The organism is Chryseobacterium sp. SIMBA_038 (assembly GCF_046535115.1).
Classification (GTDB): Bacteria; Bacteroidota; Bacteroidia; order Flavobacteriales; family Weeksellaceae; genus Chryseobacterium.
The window spans coordinates 46,965-63,821 of the sequence record NZ_JAWRXH010000006.1 but is presented as its reverse complement, the minus strand read 5'-3'; the positions used below and the strand labels follow the sequence as shown (position 1 = coordinate 63,821).

Genomic DNA, 16,857 nt, shown 5'->3' with positions numbered 1-16,857 from the left:
CTTCGTCGCTTCGCTCCTCGCAATGACAAAAATTGAAAAAACGACTACCACCCTAGCCCAGATAGCAACGGTTACCCCGCAGTAAGGGTTGGAGAATTGAAGGGTTTGGGAGTTGGGGGCGTTGGCGCGAGGAGTATGAGTGGATAGCGGGAAATAGCTTCTAAAAAACATAATCACCACATTTACTAACAGTTATTATCAATTTGTGGATAAAAAAAATCACAATCTATTAATCTTTTTCTTAGATTTGTAGTACCACAGCATAAGGAAATTTTTGGTTAATTCTCTTTCATCCATTAGGCGGACATTAGCAGACTCTGCAATTAAGTCTTCGAAAGATAACACTGTCCAATTCTTTCCTTTTTTTGTGTTTTATCAATAAAAAATGCGCCCTAAAGACGCATTCCTATTATATTTATTAAGCCAACTTAAGCTTTCTTTACAAATTCAGATTTCAAAGCCATTGAACCGAAACCATCAATTTTACAATCAATATTATGGTCGCTGTCTGGTCTTAAACGAATATTTTTCACTTTAGTTCCTGCTTTTACCGGTTTTGGAGCTCCTTTTACAGGAAGATCTTTAACAACAACTACAGAATCACCGTCTTGTAATTCATTTCCGTTAGCATCAAGGATTTTTCCTTCGTTTGAAGCTTCAGAAGCTGCTTCTTCAGGATTCCATTCGTAGAAACATTGGGAACAAACCGTCATGTTATCGCTTGGATAGGTAAATTCGGAACCACATTTCGGGCAAAGTACAGTATCACTCATATTTTTTAATTTTTGCAAAGGTAAAATTTTATAATTAATCAGGTGGAAGCTGAAGTTGAGAGATGGAAGTTATTGTGTCGTGAAAAACTCATAATTCATAACTTATAAATCATAACTAATACCATTTATAATTTTCGTATTTTTGCAGATTCAAAACAGGAGAAGCAATTTATGGAACTTATTCACAGAAACTTAGCGATCGGAATTCACGATGCTTTACAAGAAACATTTTTCGAGAAAAATAAATACGCCGATAAAGTAATCGAAAGACTTTTAAAAGCTCACAGAAAATGGGGAAGCCAGGATAGAGCCGTTGTTTCTGAGATTTTCTATAATATCATCCGTTGGAAAAAACGTCTGGAATATTATATGGGAGAAGGCGTAAAACCTGATAATATTTACAAACTAATCATCGCATATTTACTTTGGAGCAAAACAAATTATAAAAGATTTGAAGAATTTGAAGGAATAAAAATCGCTGATATCACCACTAAGCTTAAAAAAGGAACTGTTCCTACCAAAGCAATTGAGCATTCTATTCCTGAATGGTTGGTTGAAACATTGGAAAGAGAATTAGGTCCAATTTGGGAAAAAGAAATGAAAGCTCTGAATGAGCGCGCTCCTACCGTTTTAAGAGCGAATGCTTTAAAAACTACACCAAGAGAACTTATTTCTGACCTAGAATCTGATAATATTGTTTCTTACACGGTAAAAAATTATCCAGATGCAGTACAATTGGAAGAGAAAAAGAATGTTTTTCTTACAACTGCTTTTAAAGACGGATTATTTGAAGTTCAGGATGCTACTTCACAAAAAATCGGATATTTCCTTGATGTAAAAGAAGGACAAAGAGTTGTTGACGCTTGTGCAGGTGCAGGTGGAAAAACACTTCATTTAGCTGCTTTGATGGGTAATAAAGGACAAATTATTGCTCTAGATATCTACGAATGGAAATTAGCTGAGCTAAAACGTCGTGCAAAAAGAGCCGGAGCTCACAACATTGAAACGCGTATGATCGCTGACAATAAAGTAATCAAACGTCTTCACGAGAAAGCTGACAGGTTATTGATCGATGCGCCATGTTCAGGTCTGGGAGTTTTGAAAAGAAACCCTGACAGTAAGTGGAAAATCGACCAAGATTTTATCGATAGAATTAAAAAAGAACAACAGCAAATTCTTCAGGATTATTCTAAAATTCTTAAAAAAGGAGGAAAAATGGTTTACGCAACATGCTCTATCCTACCTTCTGAGAATAACTTGCAAGTTGAAGAATTCTTGAAAAACAATGCAGATTTCAAAATGGTTAAAGAAGAAAAAGTAATGCCTAGCGAAGGTTATGACGGATTCTACATGGCTTTGATCGAGAGACTTGCTTAAAAACTAGCTTAACATTATCAAAATACATTAACTACTCTATTTTTTGGAGTAGTTTTTTGTTGTTTTCAATTAAAATTTCAAAAATAAAAATCATACAAATTTGTTTAAAAAATTAATATTTTTTATTGACATGTAACTTTCACATTGTCATTTCATACCTATTCATCAAAAGCTATTTTCAAAATTCACAAAGTTGATATTATGTTAACTAAATTTTATCTTTGTGAGAAACCTACTCTATTATGTACAAAAGAATTTTATCAAGTTTTTTTACTGTCTTTTTATTTTGTTTGACGTTTGCTCAAACATATGAAATCCAATACATAAGCTCGTATAACGGAAAAGTATTGACCGATCAAACTCCGACTTTAGTTTGGGCTAATGAAAAGGAAAATTTTATATTAAATAATAAAATCAGAGAACAAAAAAGCGATTATCCTTTTGAAATAACGAAAATCGAAAAACCTTCAAATACTATTGTTTCTTATGGATTTTTAAAGCCCAACGAAATTATTTCAACTTCTGATGTAGAATCTGTAGGAAAACAAACTTTTGAATTCACAAACGAAACGAAAAAAATTCTAGGTTATAATTGCAAGAAAGCGGTTACAAAAATCAATTCAAACACCATTGAAGTTTGGTATACGAATGATTTAAAAATCAAAGGTGGACCGTCAACTTTAGGTCAAAACTTAGGATTGGTGTTGGAAGTTGAGCGTAATAAAAATTCTGTGATAACAGCCAATTCAATTAAAAAAGTTAAGAAAACAGATATTGAAACTTTATTAAAAGGCTCCATAAATTCTACGGATTTATTAGGCTATAAAGATCTTCTTTGGAAAAGCAGATTTACGACCTTAAAAGTTTTTGAAAACGAAACCATTAATTTTTCTGATGAATCAAAATCAGACGAACAAATAAAAAGATTCGCCAACGGAACAATTATACTTAAAAAAATTAAGTTCCCAAAAATCTCAGAAGGTGAACTTATTTTTGCTGAACTTAAGCAACAGTCCAACGGCGACGCTTACGACAGAACCGGAACTGTTTTCTTTATTACACAGGATAAATCACAATCTTTCTTTGACGGATTAGAAAAAGGAGCAAAAACACTTCCTCTTTATGACAACGGCAACGGAAAGCAGTATTATGGTATAACTTCTACTGAAAATTATAATCCTGCAACCGAAATGATGAGATTTTTTACAGCTTTCGGAACTCAAAAATTCAATCATCTTGAGTTAAAAGGAAAAACGTGGCAAACAATTACACCTTATCGTCAGGATATCACAGAACTGAAGCCTTCTCTCTCTGAAAAAGAACTTTGGATCGGTACTTTTATTGGTAATTATGACAAAGGTGGTCACAAAGTGAGTTTGGAAATAACAATCCACAAAAGCGATCAGGCTGTGAATAAAAATAACACGGTCATTCCACTTTTCAATACACTCAACATTATGGAAATGGCAGGACAGGATTATTCCACCATGTTCAATAACGATAAAGGACTTTTTGTAGAATTTACTTTACAAAAAGATTTGAAAAATGCACAGTTAAGATATACAACTACAGGCCACGGCGGTTGGGAAAACGGAGACGAATTCGTTCCTAAAGCCAATTCTATTTTCCTCGACGGAAAAATGACGTTTTCTTTTGTTCCATGGAGATCAGATTGCGGATCTTACCGTCTTTACAATCCTGCATCCGGAAATTTCCCGGACGGACTTTCATCATCAGACTTAAGCAGATCAAACTGGTGCCCGGGAACGGTTACCAATCCAAACTTTATTCCTCTTGGAGATTTAAAAGCAGGAAAGCATACCATTCAGGTAAAAATACCTCAGGGACCAACGGAAGGAACAAGTTTCAGTTCGTGGAATGTATCAGGCGTTTTACTAGGATCCCAATAAAACAAAACCTTCTTGCAATGGGATTGCAAGAAGGTAAAAACACAAATGATGAAAAAAAATTATTTCGAGCCACAAAGTAAGGGCAAAAATTCGTATAATTAATTAACATAGATTAATAAATATTTCATTTTTATTTCGTATGTAATAATGAATTAATATGTAGATGTGAAAAATATTAATCAAAATCGCCATAACTAGTATATTTAATTAATATTTTACCGTTAAACAATTTATTAAGTTAAAGTTTTTCACATTTATGTATTTTTTGTTGTTATTTTTAAATTACAATTCTATTTTTGCTTTAAATAAATGATAAAAAATGTGTGGAATCGTATGTTTGTTTGATGCAAAACAAAAAACCGAAATATTAAGACCTCAAGTTTTAGAAATGTCAAAAAAAATTCGTCACAGAGGTCCGGACTGGAGTGGCGTATTTCAAAATGAAAAAGTAGTTTTCTCTCACGAAAGACTTGCTATTGTAGATCCTACTTCAGGAAAGCAGCCTTTATTTACAAAAGACGGAAATGTTGTTTTAGCAGTAAACGGAGAGATTTATAACCATAGAGAATTAAAGGAAGAATTTCCTGATTATGAATTTCAAACTCAGTCAGATTGCGAAGTTATTTTAGCTCTTTATAGAAAATATGGAAAAAATTTCATCGAAAAACTAAATGGAATTTTCGCTTTTGCTCTTTATGACATAGAAAATGATGTTTATCTGATCGCCCGTGATCATATGGGAATCTGTCCATTATATCAAGGTTGGGACAAAAACGGAAACTATTATGTAGCTTCTGAACTAAAAGCTTTGGAAGGAGTTTGTAAAACTATTGAAACTTTTTTACCCGGACATTTTCTTTTCAGCCCGGATGGAACTGAACTTCAACAGTGGTACACAAGAGATTGGGAAAGTTTTAACAATGTAAAAGATAACGAAACTGATATTTCAAAAATCAGAAAAGGACTTGAAGATGCTGTTCACAGACAGTTAATGAGTGATGTTCCTTACGGAGTGCTTCTTTCAGGAGGTTTGGATTCTTCTGTTATTTCCGCAATTACCGCAAAATTTGCAAGACAAAGAATTGAAAGTGGCGATACTCAGGAAGCTTGGTATCCAAGATTACACAGTTTTGCTGTTGGTTTGGTAGGCTCACCCGATCTTATTGCTGCAAAAAAAGCTGCAGAACATATCGGATCAATTCATCATGAAGTTAATTTCACTGTTCAGGAAGGCCTGGATGCGGTTCGTGATGTAATTTATCACTTGGAAACTTATGATGTAACAACCATTAGAGCTTCTACACCGATGTATCTTTTGGCAAGAGTTATTAAATCAATGGGAATAAAAATGGTGCTTTCCGGCGAAGGTTCTGATGAATTATTCGGTGGATATTTGTATTTCCATAAAGCTCCGAACGCAAAAGAATTCCATGATGAAACGGTAAGAAAATTAGGAAAACTTCACCTTTACGATTGCCTGCGAGCCAATAAAGCGTTGATGAGCTGGGGAATTGAAGGTCGCGTACCTTTCTTAGACAAAGAATTCATGGATATTGCAATGGCTGTTAATCCAAAAGATAAAATGATCAACGTTGCCGAAGGAAAAATTGAAAAATGGGTTTTAAGAAAGGCTTTTGAAGATTTACTTCCTGAATCTATTGCCTGGAGACAAAAAGAGCAGTTCTCGGACGGCGTTGGCTATTCATGGATCGATACTTTAAAAGAAGTTGCAGAAAAAGAGGTTTCTGACGAAATGATGACGAATGCAAAATTCAGATTCCCTTTAAACACTCCTCAAAACAAAGAAGAATATCGTTACAGAACAATTTTTGAAGAACATTTCCCAAGTGAAACAGCTGCAGCCACGGTTCCATCTGTTCCATCTATCGCATGTTCAACTCCAATTGCTTTGGAATGGGATGAAGCTTTCAAAAAAATGAACGATCCAAGCGGAAGATCTGTAAAAGTTCACGAAACGTCATATGAATAAGAGGGTTTAGGGTTTAGGGTTTAGGGTTTAGGGTTTAGGGTTTAGGGTTTAGGGTTTAGGAAAATAAAATTTAAAACAGTAAGCTAAAAACCTAATTCCTAAGCCCTGAATCCTATTACCTAACAATAAAATTTATCAATCCTGTAGCGATACAGGATTTTCTTTTGAAAAACTAATAATAAATTGATATAATTTAACTGACAATCAAAAATATTATCTAATAAATAATTATATTTGGAAAACGAAAAATCAATTTTATAAAAATGAGAAGAAACATTACTATCTTTTTTGCTTTATTATCTATAACTTTTACCTTTGGTCAGGGTAAATTTGGTAAATATCTTAACTCAAAAAAACTTGCTTTAACATACAAAAGCGTAAAGGATAATGAAAAGGATGATTATTATCAACAATTCTATTGGCTTGCAAAAGCTGAACAGCTAAAAACGTATCCACACCTTAAGGATGTTAAGCCTAAAGTGTTGTATGAGTTTGTGAAAAAAGTAAATCCTCAAAATCCAACAAAAAAACTGGATGCAAGAGGTAAAGAACTAAGAGCAACAGCAGAATTATCTTTAAATCAATATTTTAAAAATAAAAATTTCGAGAACAACAATGTCTTAATGTTAAACTTAGAGACGTATGTTGATCCTTCTCAGGGAGAATACTTCACAAAAGTAGATCCTGAAAAAATCAAGGAATTGGTACCTAAAGAATTATTTGCATTCAACTCTTTGAACAAAAAAACTCAAGAAGAGAAAACCTATTATCTTTGGATCAATAAGAAAAAAGATGATTTCAATATTGTAGATATCATTCCTGAAGAGAAAGAAAACAAAGCTTTCTACGCAAGAGTGAAGCAATATCTTCCAAGCTACAAATTCTCTAAATATGTACCTTCAGTTAAAAAAGGAACTAAAACAGATAAAACAGATGTAGATTTTTACTACATCATGCCTTTTGAACAGAATACTGATAACATTGAATACAAAACAACGGATTTCAAAACTTACGAACTAAGCCAGTACAGAAAAGCTGGTGACGAGTGGAAAGGAGTAGAAAAGCCTAGAAAATAAATCAAAAAGTCTTGTGAAATATCGCAAGACTTTTTTGTTGAAATCAATTCTAAATTTGCCATTCCCAAGGAATCTAGACTTAGTTTATTATTTTACATAAAATCTTTGTTTAAAAACCTCATTAAGGAATAAATATTGCTTTAAAAAAGAACAATTCTTTGAACTAAAACAAATCTGGAAAGTTTTCATTTTCAGTAAAAATCATATGTCAGAAGTAAGTGAACAACCCAAAACATCCATAAAAAAAATCCTTCCACTGATTCTTGCCACTGCGATTTTCATGCAGATGCTGGATTCCACAATTTTGAATACTTCCCTGCCTTCCATCGCAAAAGACCTGCAGGAATCTCCTCTTAACATGCAGAACGCAATCATTAGTTACGTTCTTACGTTAGCGGTTTTTATGCCGGCAAGCGGTTTTTTGGCCGATCGTTTTGGGACGAGAAAAGTTTTTATTTTTTCATTAGTACTTTTTAGTTTGGGTTCGTTTTTTTGTGCTATTTCTCAAAATCTTACGCATTTGGTGATTGCCCGAGTAATTCAGGGTGTTGGAGGAAGTTTAATGACTCCCGTCGGAAAATTAGCTTTAATTAAAACTTTCGATAAAAATGAATTATTAAAAGCCATGAATTTCGCCATCATTCCTGCACTAATTGGCCCTGTTTTAGGTCCGTTGGTTGGAGGTTACATGGTAGATTATCTTTCATGGCACTGGATTTTCTTAATTAACATCCCGTTCGGTATCATCGGAATTATTTTAGGCGTCAAATACATGCCCAACTACAAATCTGAGTCTCCCGATTTCGATTTAAAGGGCTTTTTAATCTTTGCAGCAGCCTCTCTCCTACTTTCCATTTCATTAGAACTTTTTGGAGATCTCCAAAATACAACGCCCGTTTTAGTCGTGTTTATTTTAGGATTTTTATTCATGTATTATTACTACAGACATGCAAAAAGAGGTGGAAATCCTATTTTTCCGTTAAATCTTTTTCAGGTAAGAACATTTCGTGTAGGTGTTGTGGGGAACTTGGCGACGCGAGTAGGAATTAGTGCAATACCACTATTATTACCGCTAATGATTCAGATTGCGTACAAACAATCTGCGGTAACTTCCGGCTGGATTATCGCACCGATGGCTTTAACTGCCATGTTTGGAAAATCTTATGTCATTAAAATTTTAGATACTTTCGGTTATCGAAAAACATTGATGGTCAATACTTTCATCATCGGAACATTAATTTGCTTATTGGCCATTCCGAATATTCACACTTCTTTATATTGGTTTGTACCGATTATTGCGGTTTTGGGATTTTTCAATTCGATTCAATTTACCTCAATGAACACCATTTCCATTGCAGATTTGCGAAATTTCCAAACAAGCAGCGGAAACTCATTAATATCCGTCAATCAACAACTTGCGATTGGTTTTGGGATCGCATTTGGTTTAATTGTCTTAAAATTATTTGAAAATACAGATTTAATCGAAGGAGAAATTCACAACGCTTTTCGATATACATTTCTCACTGTCGGAATTTTAACCATCATTTCCGGACTTGTTTTCAGAAGACTTCATGTCTCTGACGGAAAAAACATGAAATCAAAAGAAGATTAAAATTATACATATTTTTTGAAGCTGTTTCCCGCTTTCCGCTACAATCTTTTTTTTCAAAAAAGGATTTTCGCTGCAATCGGGGCTAGGGTATTTGCCCAGTATTTGACATTTCGAGTAACCGCAAAGTTTGTCATCCCACAGGGACCTAGACTCGAATCTTTCCACACAATAAACCTCACAGGTTTTGAAAACCTGTGAGGTTTGTCATAATACAAAAAAATGATATTTCAACATCTCCCATTTTCGCATCTCTTAACTTCAGAACAAGCCAACTACTTATCACACATCAATGCATCTGATTTTCAACTTTAATAACTTTGCTAATATAAAATCAACAGTATTATGGCAACTAAAAAAGTAGAAATCGTAGTATCTCCAAAACCTGCACATTTTGTGGGTGACGGTTTTAGGGTGCATAATTTTATTCCGAGCGTACAAGGATTAGATATGAAAAGAATGGATCCTTTCATTATGCTCGATTATAACTCAAAATTTCATTTTAACGGAACAGAAACACCAAGAGGAGTCGGTGTACATCCTCACAGAGGTTTTGAAACCGTAACCATAGCCTATCAAGGCAGAGTTGAACATCACGACAGCGCAGGAGGCGGAGGAATTATCGGTGAAGGAGATGTACAATGGATGACCGCTGCAAAAGGTGTTCTCCACAAAGAATATCATGAAACAGAATGGGCAAAAACAGGCGGAATTTTCCAAATGGTTCAGCTTTGGGTAAATCTTCCTTCAGTATACAAAATGAGTTGTCCAAAATATCAGGCAATCAAAAATTCCGATATGGAAAAAGTTGATCTTGGCGACAACGGATTCATAGAAATTATTGCCGGAGAATATAACAATCATAAAGGACCTGCATTTACTTACAGTCCGGTTCACATGATGAATGCAAAATTAAGAACAGGAGGAAAAGCAGATTTCAATTTTCCTGCAAACTTTAATACCGCAGCTTTGGTTGTTAAAGGAAGCATTATTGTAAACGGAGAAGAAAAAGCGCCATCAGATCATTTGGTATTATTCCAAAATGAAGGCGAAAATTTCACCATTGGAGCATCTGAAGATTCAATTGTATTAATCATCAGCGGAATGCCTTTAGACGAACCTATTTATCCACATGGCCCGTTTGTAATGAATTCAAAAGAAGAAATTATGCAGGCTTTTGAGGATTACAATTTGGGGAGATTTGGGTACTTGGCGGATTAAGTAAGATTTAAACTTTACTTAAACTTCAGTAATTTTTTTTTTTTACTAACTTTATAAATTGTGTTATTAAAAACAACGCACTAATTTCGTCATTGCGAGAAACGAAGTGCCGAAGCAATCTCATTTTCACAAATATTTAGATTGCCACGTCGCAAAGCTCCTCGCAATGACACGAAAAACAAACCTTAAAAACAACTTTAGCCATGTCAAACATCGGACTTATTATAGAAGAAAAATCAGCAGATATAGGAAACTTTTTAGTGGGAAGATTATTGCCTTTCCGTGAAAAAAGAGCAGTTGGGCCTTTCGTTTTCATCGATCACATGGGACCTTCTGAATTGAAAGATTATCAAAATCTTGATGTTCCGCCACATCCACATATCGGACTTTCAACCTTAACTTATCTTTTGGAAGGATCAATTTTCCACAGAGACAGCATCGGAAGCGCTCTTGAAATTAAACCAGGCGCAGTAAACTGGATGACTGCAGGAAAAGGTGTTGTACACTCAGAAAGAACACCGGAATATTTAAGACATACCGATAAAAAACTTCACGGATTTCAAATCTGGGTAGGACTTCCGAAACATTTAGAACAAAGTGAACCGACTTTTCATCATATTGAAGCGAATGAAATTCCGGTTTGGGAAGAAGGTGACATTCAATATAAATTAATTGCAGGAGAAGCTTTTGGAAGAACATCTCCGGTTCCTGTTCACAGCAAATTATTTTTTATTGAAATTAAAACTAAAACGGCTCAAAAAATCAGCATAGGAAAAGATCTTTACGGAGAAGCTGCGATGTACGTTTTGGACGGAACAGTTACTACAGACGGAAATTCTTACGGTTCAAAGCAATTAATGATCGCAAAAGAAACCAAACTTTGTGAGTTCGAGATGAGCGAAAACGGAACTGTTTATCTTTTCGGCGGAGAACCTTTTGACGAAGAGCGTTTTATATTCTGGAATTTTGTAAATTCAGACAAAGAATTAATCGATCAAGCAAAAGTAAATTGGAACGACCAAAATCACGATGCTTTTCCTTTAGTTCCTGGTGACGAGCATGAATTTGTGCCGCTTCCTAAAGCTATTTTAAACAGAAAATAAACTTTAAAATCTCAGAATTTTCATCCGTAAATCCTAAATAAATGAATAGAATAATCCTTATATTCTTAATAATTACATCCTTTTTAAGTAATGCCCAGACCGTAAATGAGCCTAAAAACAATCCTGAAGAATGGTCAAAACCTTATGAACCGTTCAGAATTGCAGGCAATTTGTATTATGTAGGAACTTACGATTTGGCATCTTACCTGATTGTTACCGATAAAGGAAATATTCTTATCAACACAGGATTAGCGGGCTCACTTCCAATGATCAAGGATAACATTAAAAAACTTGGTTTTAATTATAAAGACATCAAAATTCTGACTTTGACACAGGCTCATTTTGACCACATGGGAGCAATGGCTGACATCAAAAAAGAAACAGGCGCTAAATTGTATGTGGATAAAAAAGATGCAGAAGAATTAAAAAGTGGCGGAAAATCAGATTATGAATTGGGAAAATATGGCGTGACATTTAAACCTGTAACCCCAGATTATCTTTTGAAAAATAATGCTAAAATAAAACTCGGGAATACGACCCTGACTTTACTTCATCATCCGGGACATACAAAAGGATCATGTAGTTTTTTATTCGAAACCAAAGATAAAAATCAAACGTATAAAGTTTTAATTGCCAATTTGCCTTCGATCATTATTGATGACAAAAAATTCTCTGACGTAAAAACGTATCAAACGATTCAGAAAGATTATGGTGATACATTTAAAGCGATGAAAAATGTGAATTTTGACATTTGGGTAGCTTCCCATGGAAGTCAGTTTGGTTTGCACACAAAACGAAAAGAAGGAGATACTTACAATCCTAAACTCTTTGCAGATAAAGAAGTCTATTTTCAAAAACTTGAAAAATTAGAAGCAGATTATCAGGAAAAAGTAAAACAAGATTCACCACAAAAATAACAGAAAGTATTAAATAATGAAAATATTAGCATTTGCAGGAAGCACCTCTTCCACTTCGATCAACAGAGAATTAGTAAAATTTGTTTTGAAAGATTTTCAGGATGAAGAAATTAATTTAATTGATCTTAATAATTTCACGATGCCTACTTTTTCTGTTGATCTGGAAAAGAAAGGTTTTCCGGATGAAGCGCACAACTTTTTAAAGCAAATAGAAGAATGCGACGTGATTATTTGTTCGCTTGCTGAACATAACAGGTCTTACAGTGCAGCTTTTAAAAATGTTTTCGACTGGGCTTCAAGGATTAACGTTAAAGTTTTTCAGAATAAACCAATGCTTTTGATGTCAACTTCTCCGGGAGGTTACGGTGGCGGAAATGTGATGAATACAGCAAAAACGTTCTTTCCAAACTTTGGAGCTGATATTAAAGATACTTTTTCTCTTTCTAAATTTTACGAAAACTTCGATTTGGAAAGCGGTGTCATCAATCCGGAAATGCTTAAAGAATTAAAGGAAAAAATTGAGAATTTTAAAATTCAGGTTAAAAACTAATGACAAAAGGAAGATTAGAGGCTTTCAGTGACGGCGTTTTAGCTGTTATTATTACAATTATGGTGCTTGAATTAAAAGTACCGGAAGGAAATAATTGGGAAAGTTTGAAACCTCTTATTCCAAAGTTTTTGGCTTATATTTTTAGTTTTATTTATATCGGAATCTATTGGAACAACCATCATCATTTGTTTCAGGCTGTAAAAAAAGTGAACGGAAGTATTCTTTGGGCCAATCTTCATTTGTTGTTCTGGCTTTCATTAATGCCCGTAGCAACAGAGTGGATCGGGGAAACCCATTTTGCAAAAAATCCAGTAACAGTTTATGGCATAGGATTGATAATGGCCGGGATTGCGTATACCATTCTGGAAAATTTAATTATAAAAAATGAAGGTGAAAACTCGAAGATAAAAGAAGCAATACATTCTAAATTTAAAGAGTACATGTCGATTATTTTTTACATTTCAGGGATCGTGACTTCGTTTTTTTATCCTTATATTGCAATAGGTTTTTATTACGCCTCTGCTTTGCTATGGCTCGTTCCCGACAAAAGAATTGAAAGATCATTAAAAGAAGATTAGTATGGAAACACACGAATACATCAATGGAGAAATCACTGTTATCTGGCAACCTCAAAAATGTATCCATTCAACAGTTTGCGTGAAAACTCTTCCAAAAGTTTATAATCCAAAAGAAAGACCCTGGATAAAAGTTGAAAATGCAACTCCTCAGGAACTTAAAAATCAAATAGACCTGTGCCCATCCGGAGCATTAAGTTATAAATTCAAGACACAACAATAATGGGAGTAACCGTAAAAGCAGTTTTAGGAAAAGAAAAATATTATACCGAAGTAACAGCTGGTGAAAACCAACTGATCACGGACGAACCTGTAGATAAAGGCGGACAGAATAAAGGTTTTAATCCTTTTGAAATCCTAGCAACATCATTAGCAAGCTGTACCGCAGCTACATTAAAAATGTACATCGACCGAAAAGAATGGGACGTTGAAAAAATAAATGTAGAAGTAGAACTTGAAAATTTTCCTTTGACAAAACTTTGTGTTTTCAAAAGAAATATCAGCTTTGAAGGCACAAATCTTGACGAAGAACAGATGAAAAGACTTCATTTGATAGCGGATGCGTGTCCTGTACACAAAATATTAACTCACGATATAGAAATTCAAACCAAATTTTCATAATATGATAGAAGTAAAACAAACCAACGACGAAAAACACGGAAGTTTTGAGGCTTTCATAGACGGAATCTCAGCAGGAAAAATGACTTACACTTGGGCGGGTGAAGAAAGATTCATCATCGATCACACCGAGGTAGGCGAAGAACACAACGGAAAAGGCGTTGGTAAAGAAATGCTTTTGGCTGCGGTAGAATTCGCAAGGCAAAATGGCAAGAAGATCATTCCGCTTTGTCCGTTTGCTAAGGCTAGTTTCCAGAAAAGTGAAGAACTTCAGGATGTTTTAGTTAATTAGTTTTAAATTAAACACAGAAAATAAATCAACCTTTCCGTTATCAATACTGAGAGGTTTTTTTTCTTTTTTAACACACCATAAAAAAACTATATTTGTAAAATTTTAATCGAATAAAATATGTCTCCACTTATATTATTGTCCATCATTATCATTTATTTCGCCCTACTCCTTTGGGTAGCTTATAAAACAGGAAAAGGCAGTGATAATGAGAGTTTCTTCATCGGAAACCGTAAAAGTAATTGGATGCTTGTTGCCTTTGGAATGATCGGAACTTCACTTTCAGGAGTGACTTTCGTGAGCGTTCCAGGCGCCGTTGGAAAAGACAGTTTTTCTTATTTACAGATCACTTTAGGTTATCTTATTGGATATATTGTGGTTGCTTATGTCTTACTTCCTTTATATTATCGGTTAAAATTAACTTCCATTTATGGTTATCTTCAGCAAAGAATGGGACAACTTTCCTATAAGTCGGGAGCGTGGATTTTCATTGTTTCGAGATTGGTTGGTGCAACAGCGAGATTGTATTTGGTTGTTAATATTCTTCAAATCACTATTTTAGATAGTTTAGGAGTTCCTTTTATTGTGACGACCTTAATTATTTTAATCATGATTATCCTTTATACGTATGAAGGAGGTGTGAAAACCATTGTCTGGACAGATACTTTACAAACTTCTTGCATGCTTTTAGGATTGATCATCTGTACTGTTTATATGTTGAATCATTTAGATCTAAGTGTTGGACAGAGTTTAACAGCAATGAGCGACAAAGGCTACACGAAGATATTTGAATTCGATATTAATTCTCCCGGATTTTTCATTAAACAAATTCTTGCCGGAGCATTTATTACCATCACTATGACCGGAATTGATCAGGAAATGATGCAGAAAAGCCTTTCTGTAACGAAGCTGAAAGATTCTCAGAAGAATATGGTAACGCTTGGTTTTATTTTGTTGGGAGTAATTTCACTATTTCTTTATATGGGCGGACTTTTATATCTTTTTGGACAAAGCGAAGGCGGCCACATCACTGAAATCATTAAAGATGGAATTCCTAAAAAAGAATTTTTATTGAATGGAAAAGATATTTTCGGAGATAAAATTTTCCCTGAAGTGGCTTTAAATCATATGCCAGGATTTATTTCAATTATATTTATTATCGCTTTAATTTCAGCTTTATTTCCAAGTGCAGATGGTGCTATGACGGCGCTTACCTCATCAATTTGTATTGATATTGTCGGAATGAAAGACAAGCCTTGGGATACTAAAAAGAAAGAAAAATTCAGGAAAAATGTACACTTGATCGTTGCTTCTTCTTTCTTAGTTATGGTTGTTATCTTTAAAATTATTAATGATAATTCCATGATTGGTTTAATTCTTAAATTGGCAGGATTCACTTACGGACCTCTTCTAGGACTTTTTGCTTTCGGAATTTTCACTAAATATAAAGTAGTTGATAAATTGGTTCCTTACGTTTGTATTGCAGCACCGATTATCTCTTATTTTATCGATAAATATCAGGCTACTCTTTTCGGAGATTTCAAAATAGGATTGGAGTTGTTGATTATTAATGGACTGTTGACTTTCTTTGGGCTTTGGTTGATTAGAAAGAAATAAATTTTAAGTTTTGGCTAAAGCCAATTGAATAGATTTTTGATTTGAACGGGCTAAAGCCCGCCCCTACTGATGAAAAAATTACGTTGTTGAGATTAGAAGATTTAAAAAAATCAATAGCAAAGATTCTGTTACAATATTAAGTTAAAAAAAGATTAATAATATTTTAATAAAACGGTCAACATCCATCATCAAAGGCTGTTAAAGCAATAAAATATTTAAATAATTCAAAATCCGAGTTTTAGGCTCGGATTTTTACATTTTTGTAAGCCATTAAAAAATTGTAAATTCGCGTGTAAATAAATCAGATATAATGAGTAAAAGTATCGAAGAGTTGAAATCTCTTACTACACAAATCAGGAGAGACATTTTAAGAATGGTTCATGCTGTAAATTCAGGTCATCCGGGCGGAAGTTTAGGTTGTACAGAATTTTTCACAGCGCTTTACGGAAAGGTAATGAACTATAGCCTTCCTTTCACAATGGAGGGGAAAAATCAAGATCATTTTTATCTTTCAAACGGACACATTTCACCGGTATTCTATTCTACTTTGGCAAGATTCGGATTTTTCCCAGTTGAAGAACTGAGTACTTTCAGAAAATTAGATTCTAGATTGCAAGGACACCCAACTACTCATGAGGGTCTTCCGGGAATCAGAGTCGCTTCCGGATCTCTTGGTCAGGGACTTTCTGTAGCTTTAGGTGTAGCTCAAGGTAAAAAATTAGACGGAGACAGCTCTTTAGTATATACTTTACATGGAGATGGAGAATTGCAGGAAGGTCAAAACTGGGAAGCTTTGATGTATGCTTCTGCTAAAAAAGTGGATAACATTATTTCTACCATTGATTATAACGGACAACAAATCGACGGAAGTACAGACAACGTACTTTCATTAGGAAATCTTCATGCAAAATTGGAGGCTTTCGGATGGATCGTTTTGGAAGAGAAAAACGGTAATGATCTTGAAGCAGTAATTGCCATCCTAGAGAGAGCAAAAACTGAGACAGGAAAAGAAAAACCAGTTGTAATCATTCTTCATACGGAGATGGGTAACGGTGTAGACTTCATGATGGGATCTCATGCTTGGCATGGAAAAGCTCCTAATGATGATCAATTGGCTACAGCAATGAAAGAATTATACTTAGAAGCTCCGGCAGATTATTAATTATAAGTAATTGATAATAAGTAATCTTTAATTAATAATTAGAACAAAATGAAACCGCAAGGTTACATGA

The 16,857-nt window shown here is 34.3% G+C and carries 16 protein-coding genes; 15 read left to right on the top strand and 1 reads right to left on the bottom strand.

Annotated elements, in window-relative coordinates; all coding sequences use genetic code 11:
- Positions 1-428: 428 nt before the first annotated feature.
- Positions 429-773, bottom strand: a complete 345-nt coding sequence (locus SB689_RS16570; protein ID WP_410693221.1) for a zinc ribbon domain-containing protein YjdM — start codon at positions 771-773, stop codon at positions 429-431.
- Positions 774-944: 171 nt separating this feature from the next.
- Between SB689_RS16570 and SB689_RS16565 the strand changes: the two genes are divergently transcribed.
- The 15 genes from SB689_RS16565 (at position 945) to SB689_RS16495 (ending at position 16,787) form a co-directional block, all read left to right on the top strand.
- The gene (locus SB689_RS16565; RefSeq protein WP_410693220.1) at positions 945-2,150 is read left to right on the top strand and encodes an RsmB/NOP family class I SAM-dependent RNA methyltransferase; all 1,206 of its coding nucleotides are present in this window, start codon (positions 945-947) and stop codon (positions 2,148-2,150) included.
- Between the two features lie 242 nt (positions 2,151-2,392).
- A complete protein-coding gene (locus tag SB689_RS16560) occupies positions 2,393-4,060 on the top strand; it encodes a GLPGLI family protein (RefSeq protein WP_410693219.1) in 1,668 nt (555 codons plus the stop codon).
- A 319-nt stretch (positions 4,061-4,379) separates the two neighbouring features.
- Positions 4,380-6,050, top strand: coding sequence for an asparagine synthase B (gene asnB, locus SB689_RS16555; protein WP_410693218.1), 1,671 nt, complete (start codon positions 4,380-4,382; stop codon positions 6,048-6,050).
- A gap of 263 nt (positions 6,051-6,313) precedes the next feature.
- Positions 6,314-7,126, top strand: a complete 813-nt coding sequence (locus tag SB689_RS16550) for a hypothetical protein (RefSeq protein WP_410693217.1) — start codon at positions 6,314-6,316, stop codon at positions 7,124-7,126.
- A gap of 205 nt (positions 7,127-7,331) precedes the next feature.
- Positions 7,332-8,738, top strand: coding sequence for an MFS transporter (locus SB689_RS16545; RefSeq protein WP_410693216.1), 1,407 nt, complete (start codon positions 7,332-7,334; stop codon positions 8,736-8,738).
- Positions 8,739-9,080: 342 nt separating this feature from the next.
- Positions 9,081-9,956, top strand: a complete 876-nt coding sequence (locus tag SB689_RS16540; RefSeq protein WP_410693215.1) for a pirin family protein — start codon at positions 9,081-9,083, stop codon at positions 9,954-9,956.
- Positions 9,957-10,159: 203 nt separating this feature from the next.
- Complete coding sequence (locus tag SB689_RS16535; RefSeq protein WP_410693214.1) at positions 10,160-11,059, top strand: pirin family protein; 900 nt, start codon at positions 10,160-10,162, stop codon at positions 11,057-11,059.
- Positions 11,060-11,100: 41 nt separating this feature from the next.
- Positions 11,101-11,976 (top strand): subclass B3 metallo-beta-lactamase, encoded by an 876-nt coding sequence (bla, locus tag SB689_RS16530; protein WP_410693213.1) that lies wholly within the window; start codon positions 11,101-11,103, stop codon positions 11,974-11,976.
- Between the two features lie 16 nt (positions 11,977-11,992).
- Positions 11,993-12,526 carry an NADPH-dependent FMN reductase gene (locus tag SB689_RS16525; RefSeq protein ID WP_410693212.1) on the top strand — a complete coding sequence of 178 codons (534 nt, stop codon included), beginning with the start codon at positions 11,993-11,995 and terminating at the stop codon, positions 12,524-12,526.
- Positions 12,526-13,104 carry a TMEM175 family protein gene (locus tag SB689_RS16520; protein WP_410693211.1) on the top strand — a complete coding sequence of 193 codons (579 nt, stop codon included), beginning with the start codon at positions 12,526-12,528 and terminating at the stop codon, positions 13,102-13,104. Before SB689_RS16525 ends, SB689_RS16520 begins: the two co-directional genes overlap by 1 nt.
- A gap of 1 nt (position 13,105) precedes the next feature.
- On the top strand, positions 13,106-13,324 hold the full coding sequence (locus SB689_RS16515) for a (4Fe-4S)-binding protein (protein WP_066751522.1): 219 nt from the start codon (positions 13,106-13,108) through the stop codon (positions 13,322-13,324).
- On the top strand, positions 13,324-13,722 hold the full coding sequence (locus SB689_RS16510; protein ID WP_066751525.1) for an OsmC family protein: 399 nt from the start codon (positions 13,324-13,326) through the stop codon (positions 13,720-13,722). Before SB689_RS16515 ends, SB689_RS16510 begins: the two co-directional genes overlap by 1 nt.
- Position 13,723: 1 nt before the next feature.
- On the top strand, positions 13,724-14,011 hold the full coding sequence (locus tag SB689_RS16505) for a GNAT family N-acetyltransferase (RefSeq protein WP_410693210.1): 288 nt from the start codon (positions 13,724-13,726) through the stop codon (positions 14,009-14,011).
- Positions 14,012-14,128: 117 nt separating this feature from the next.
- On the top strand, positions 14,129-15,625 hold the full coding sequence (locus tag SB689_RS16500; protein ID WP_410693209.1) for a sodium:solute symporter: 1,497 nt from the start codon (positions 14,129-14,131) through the stop codon (positions 15,623-15,625).
- Positions 15,626-15,932: 307 nt separating this feature from the next.
- Positions 15,933-16,787, top strand: a complete 855-nt coding sequence (locus tag SB689_RS16495) for a transketolase (protein WP_410693399.1) — start codon at positions 15,933-15,935, stop codon at positions 16,785-16,787.
- Positions 16,788-16,857 lie beyond the last annotated feature (70 nt).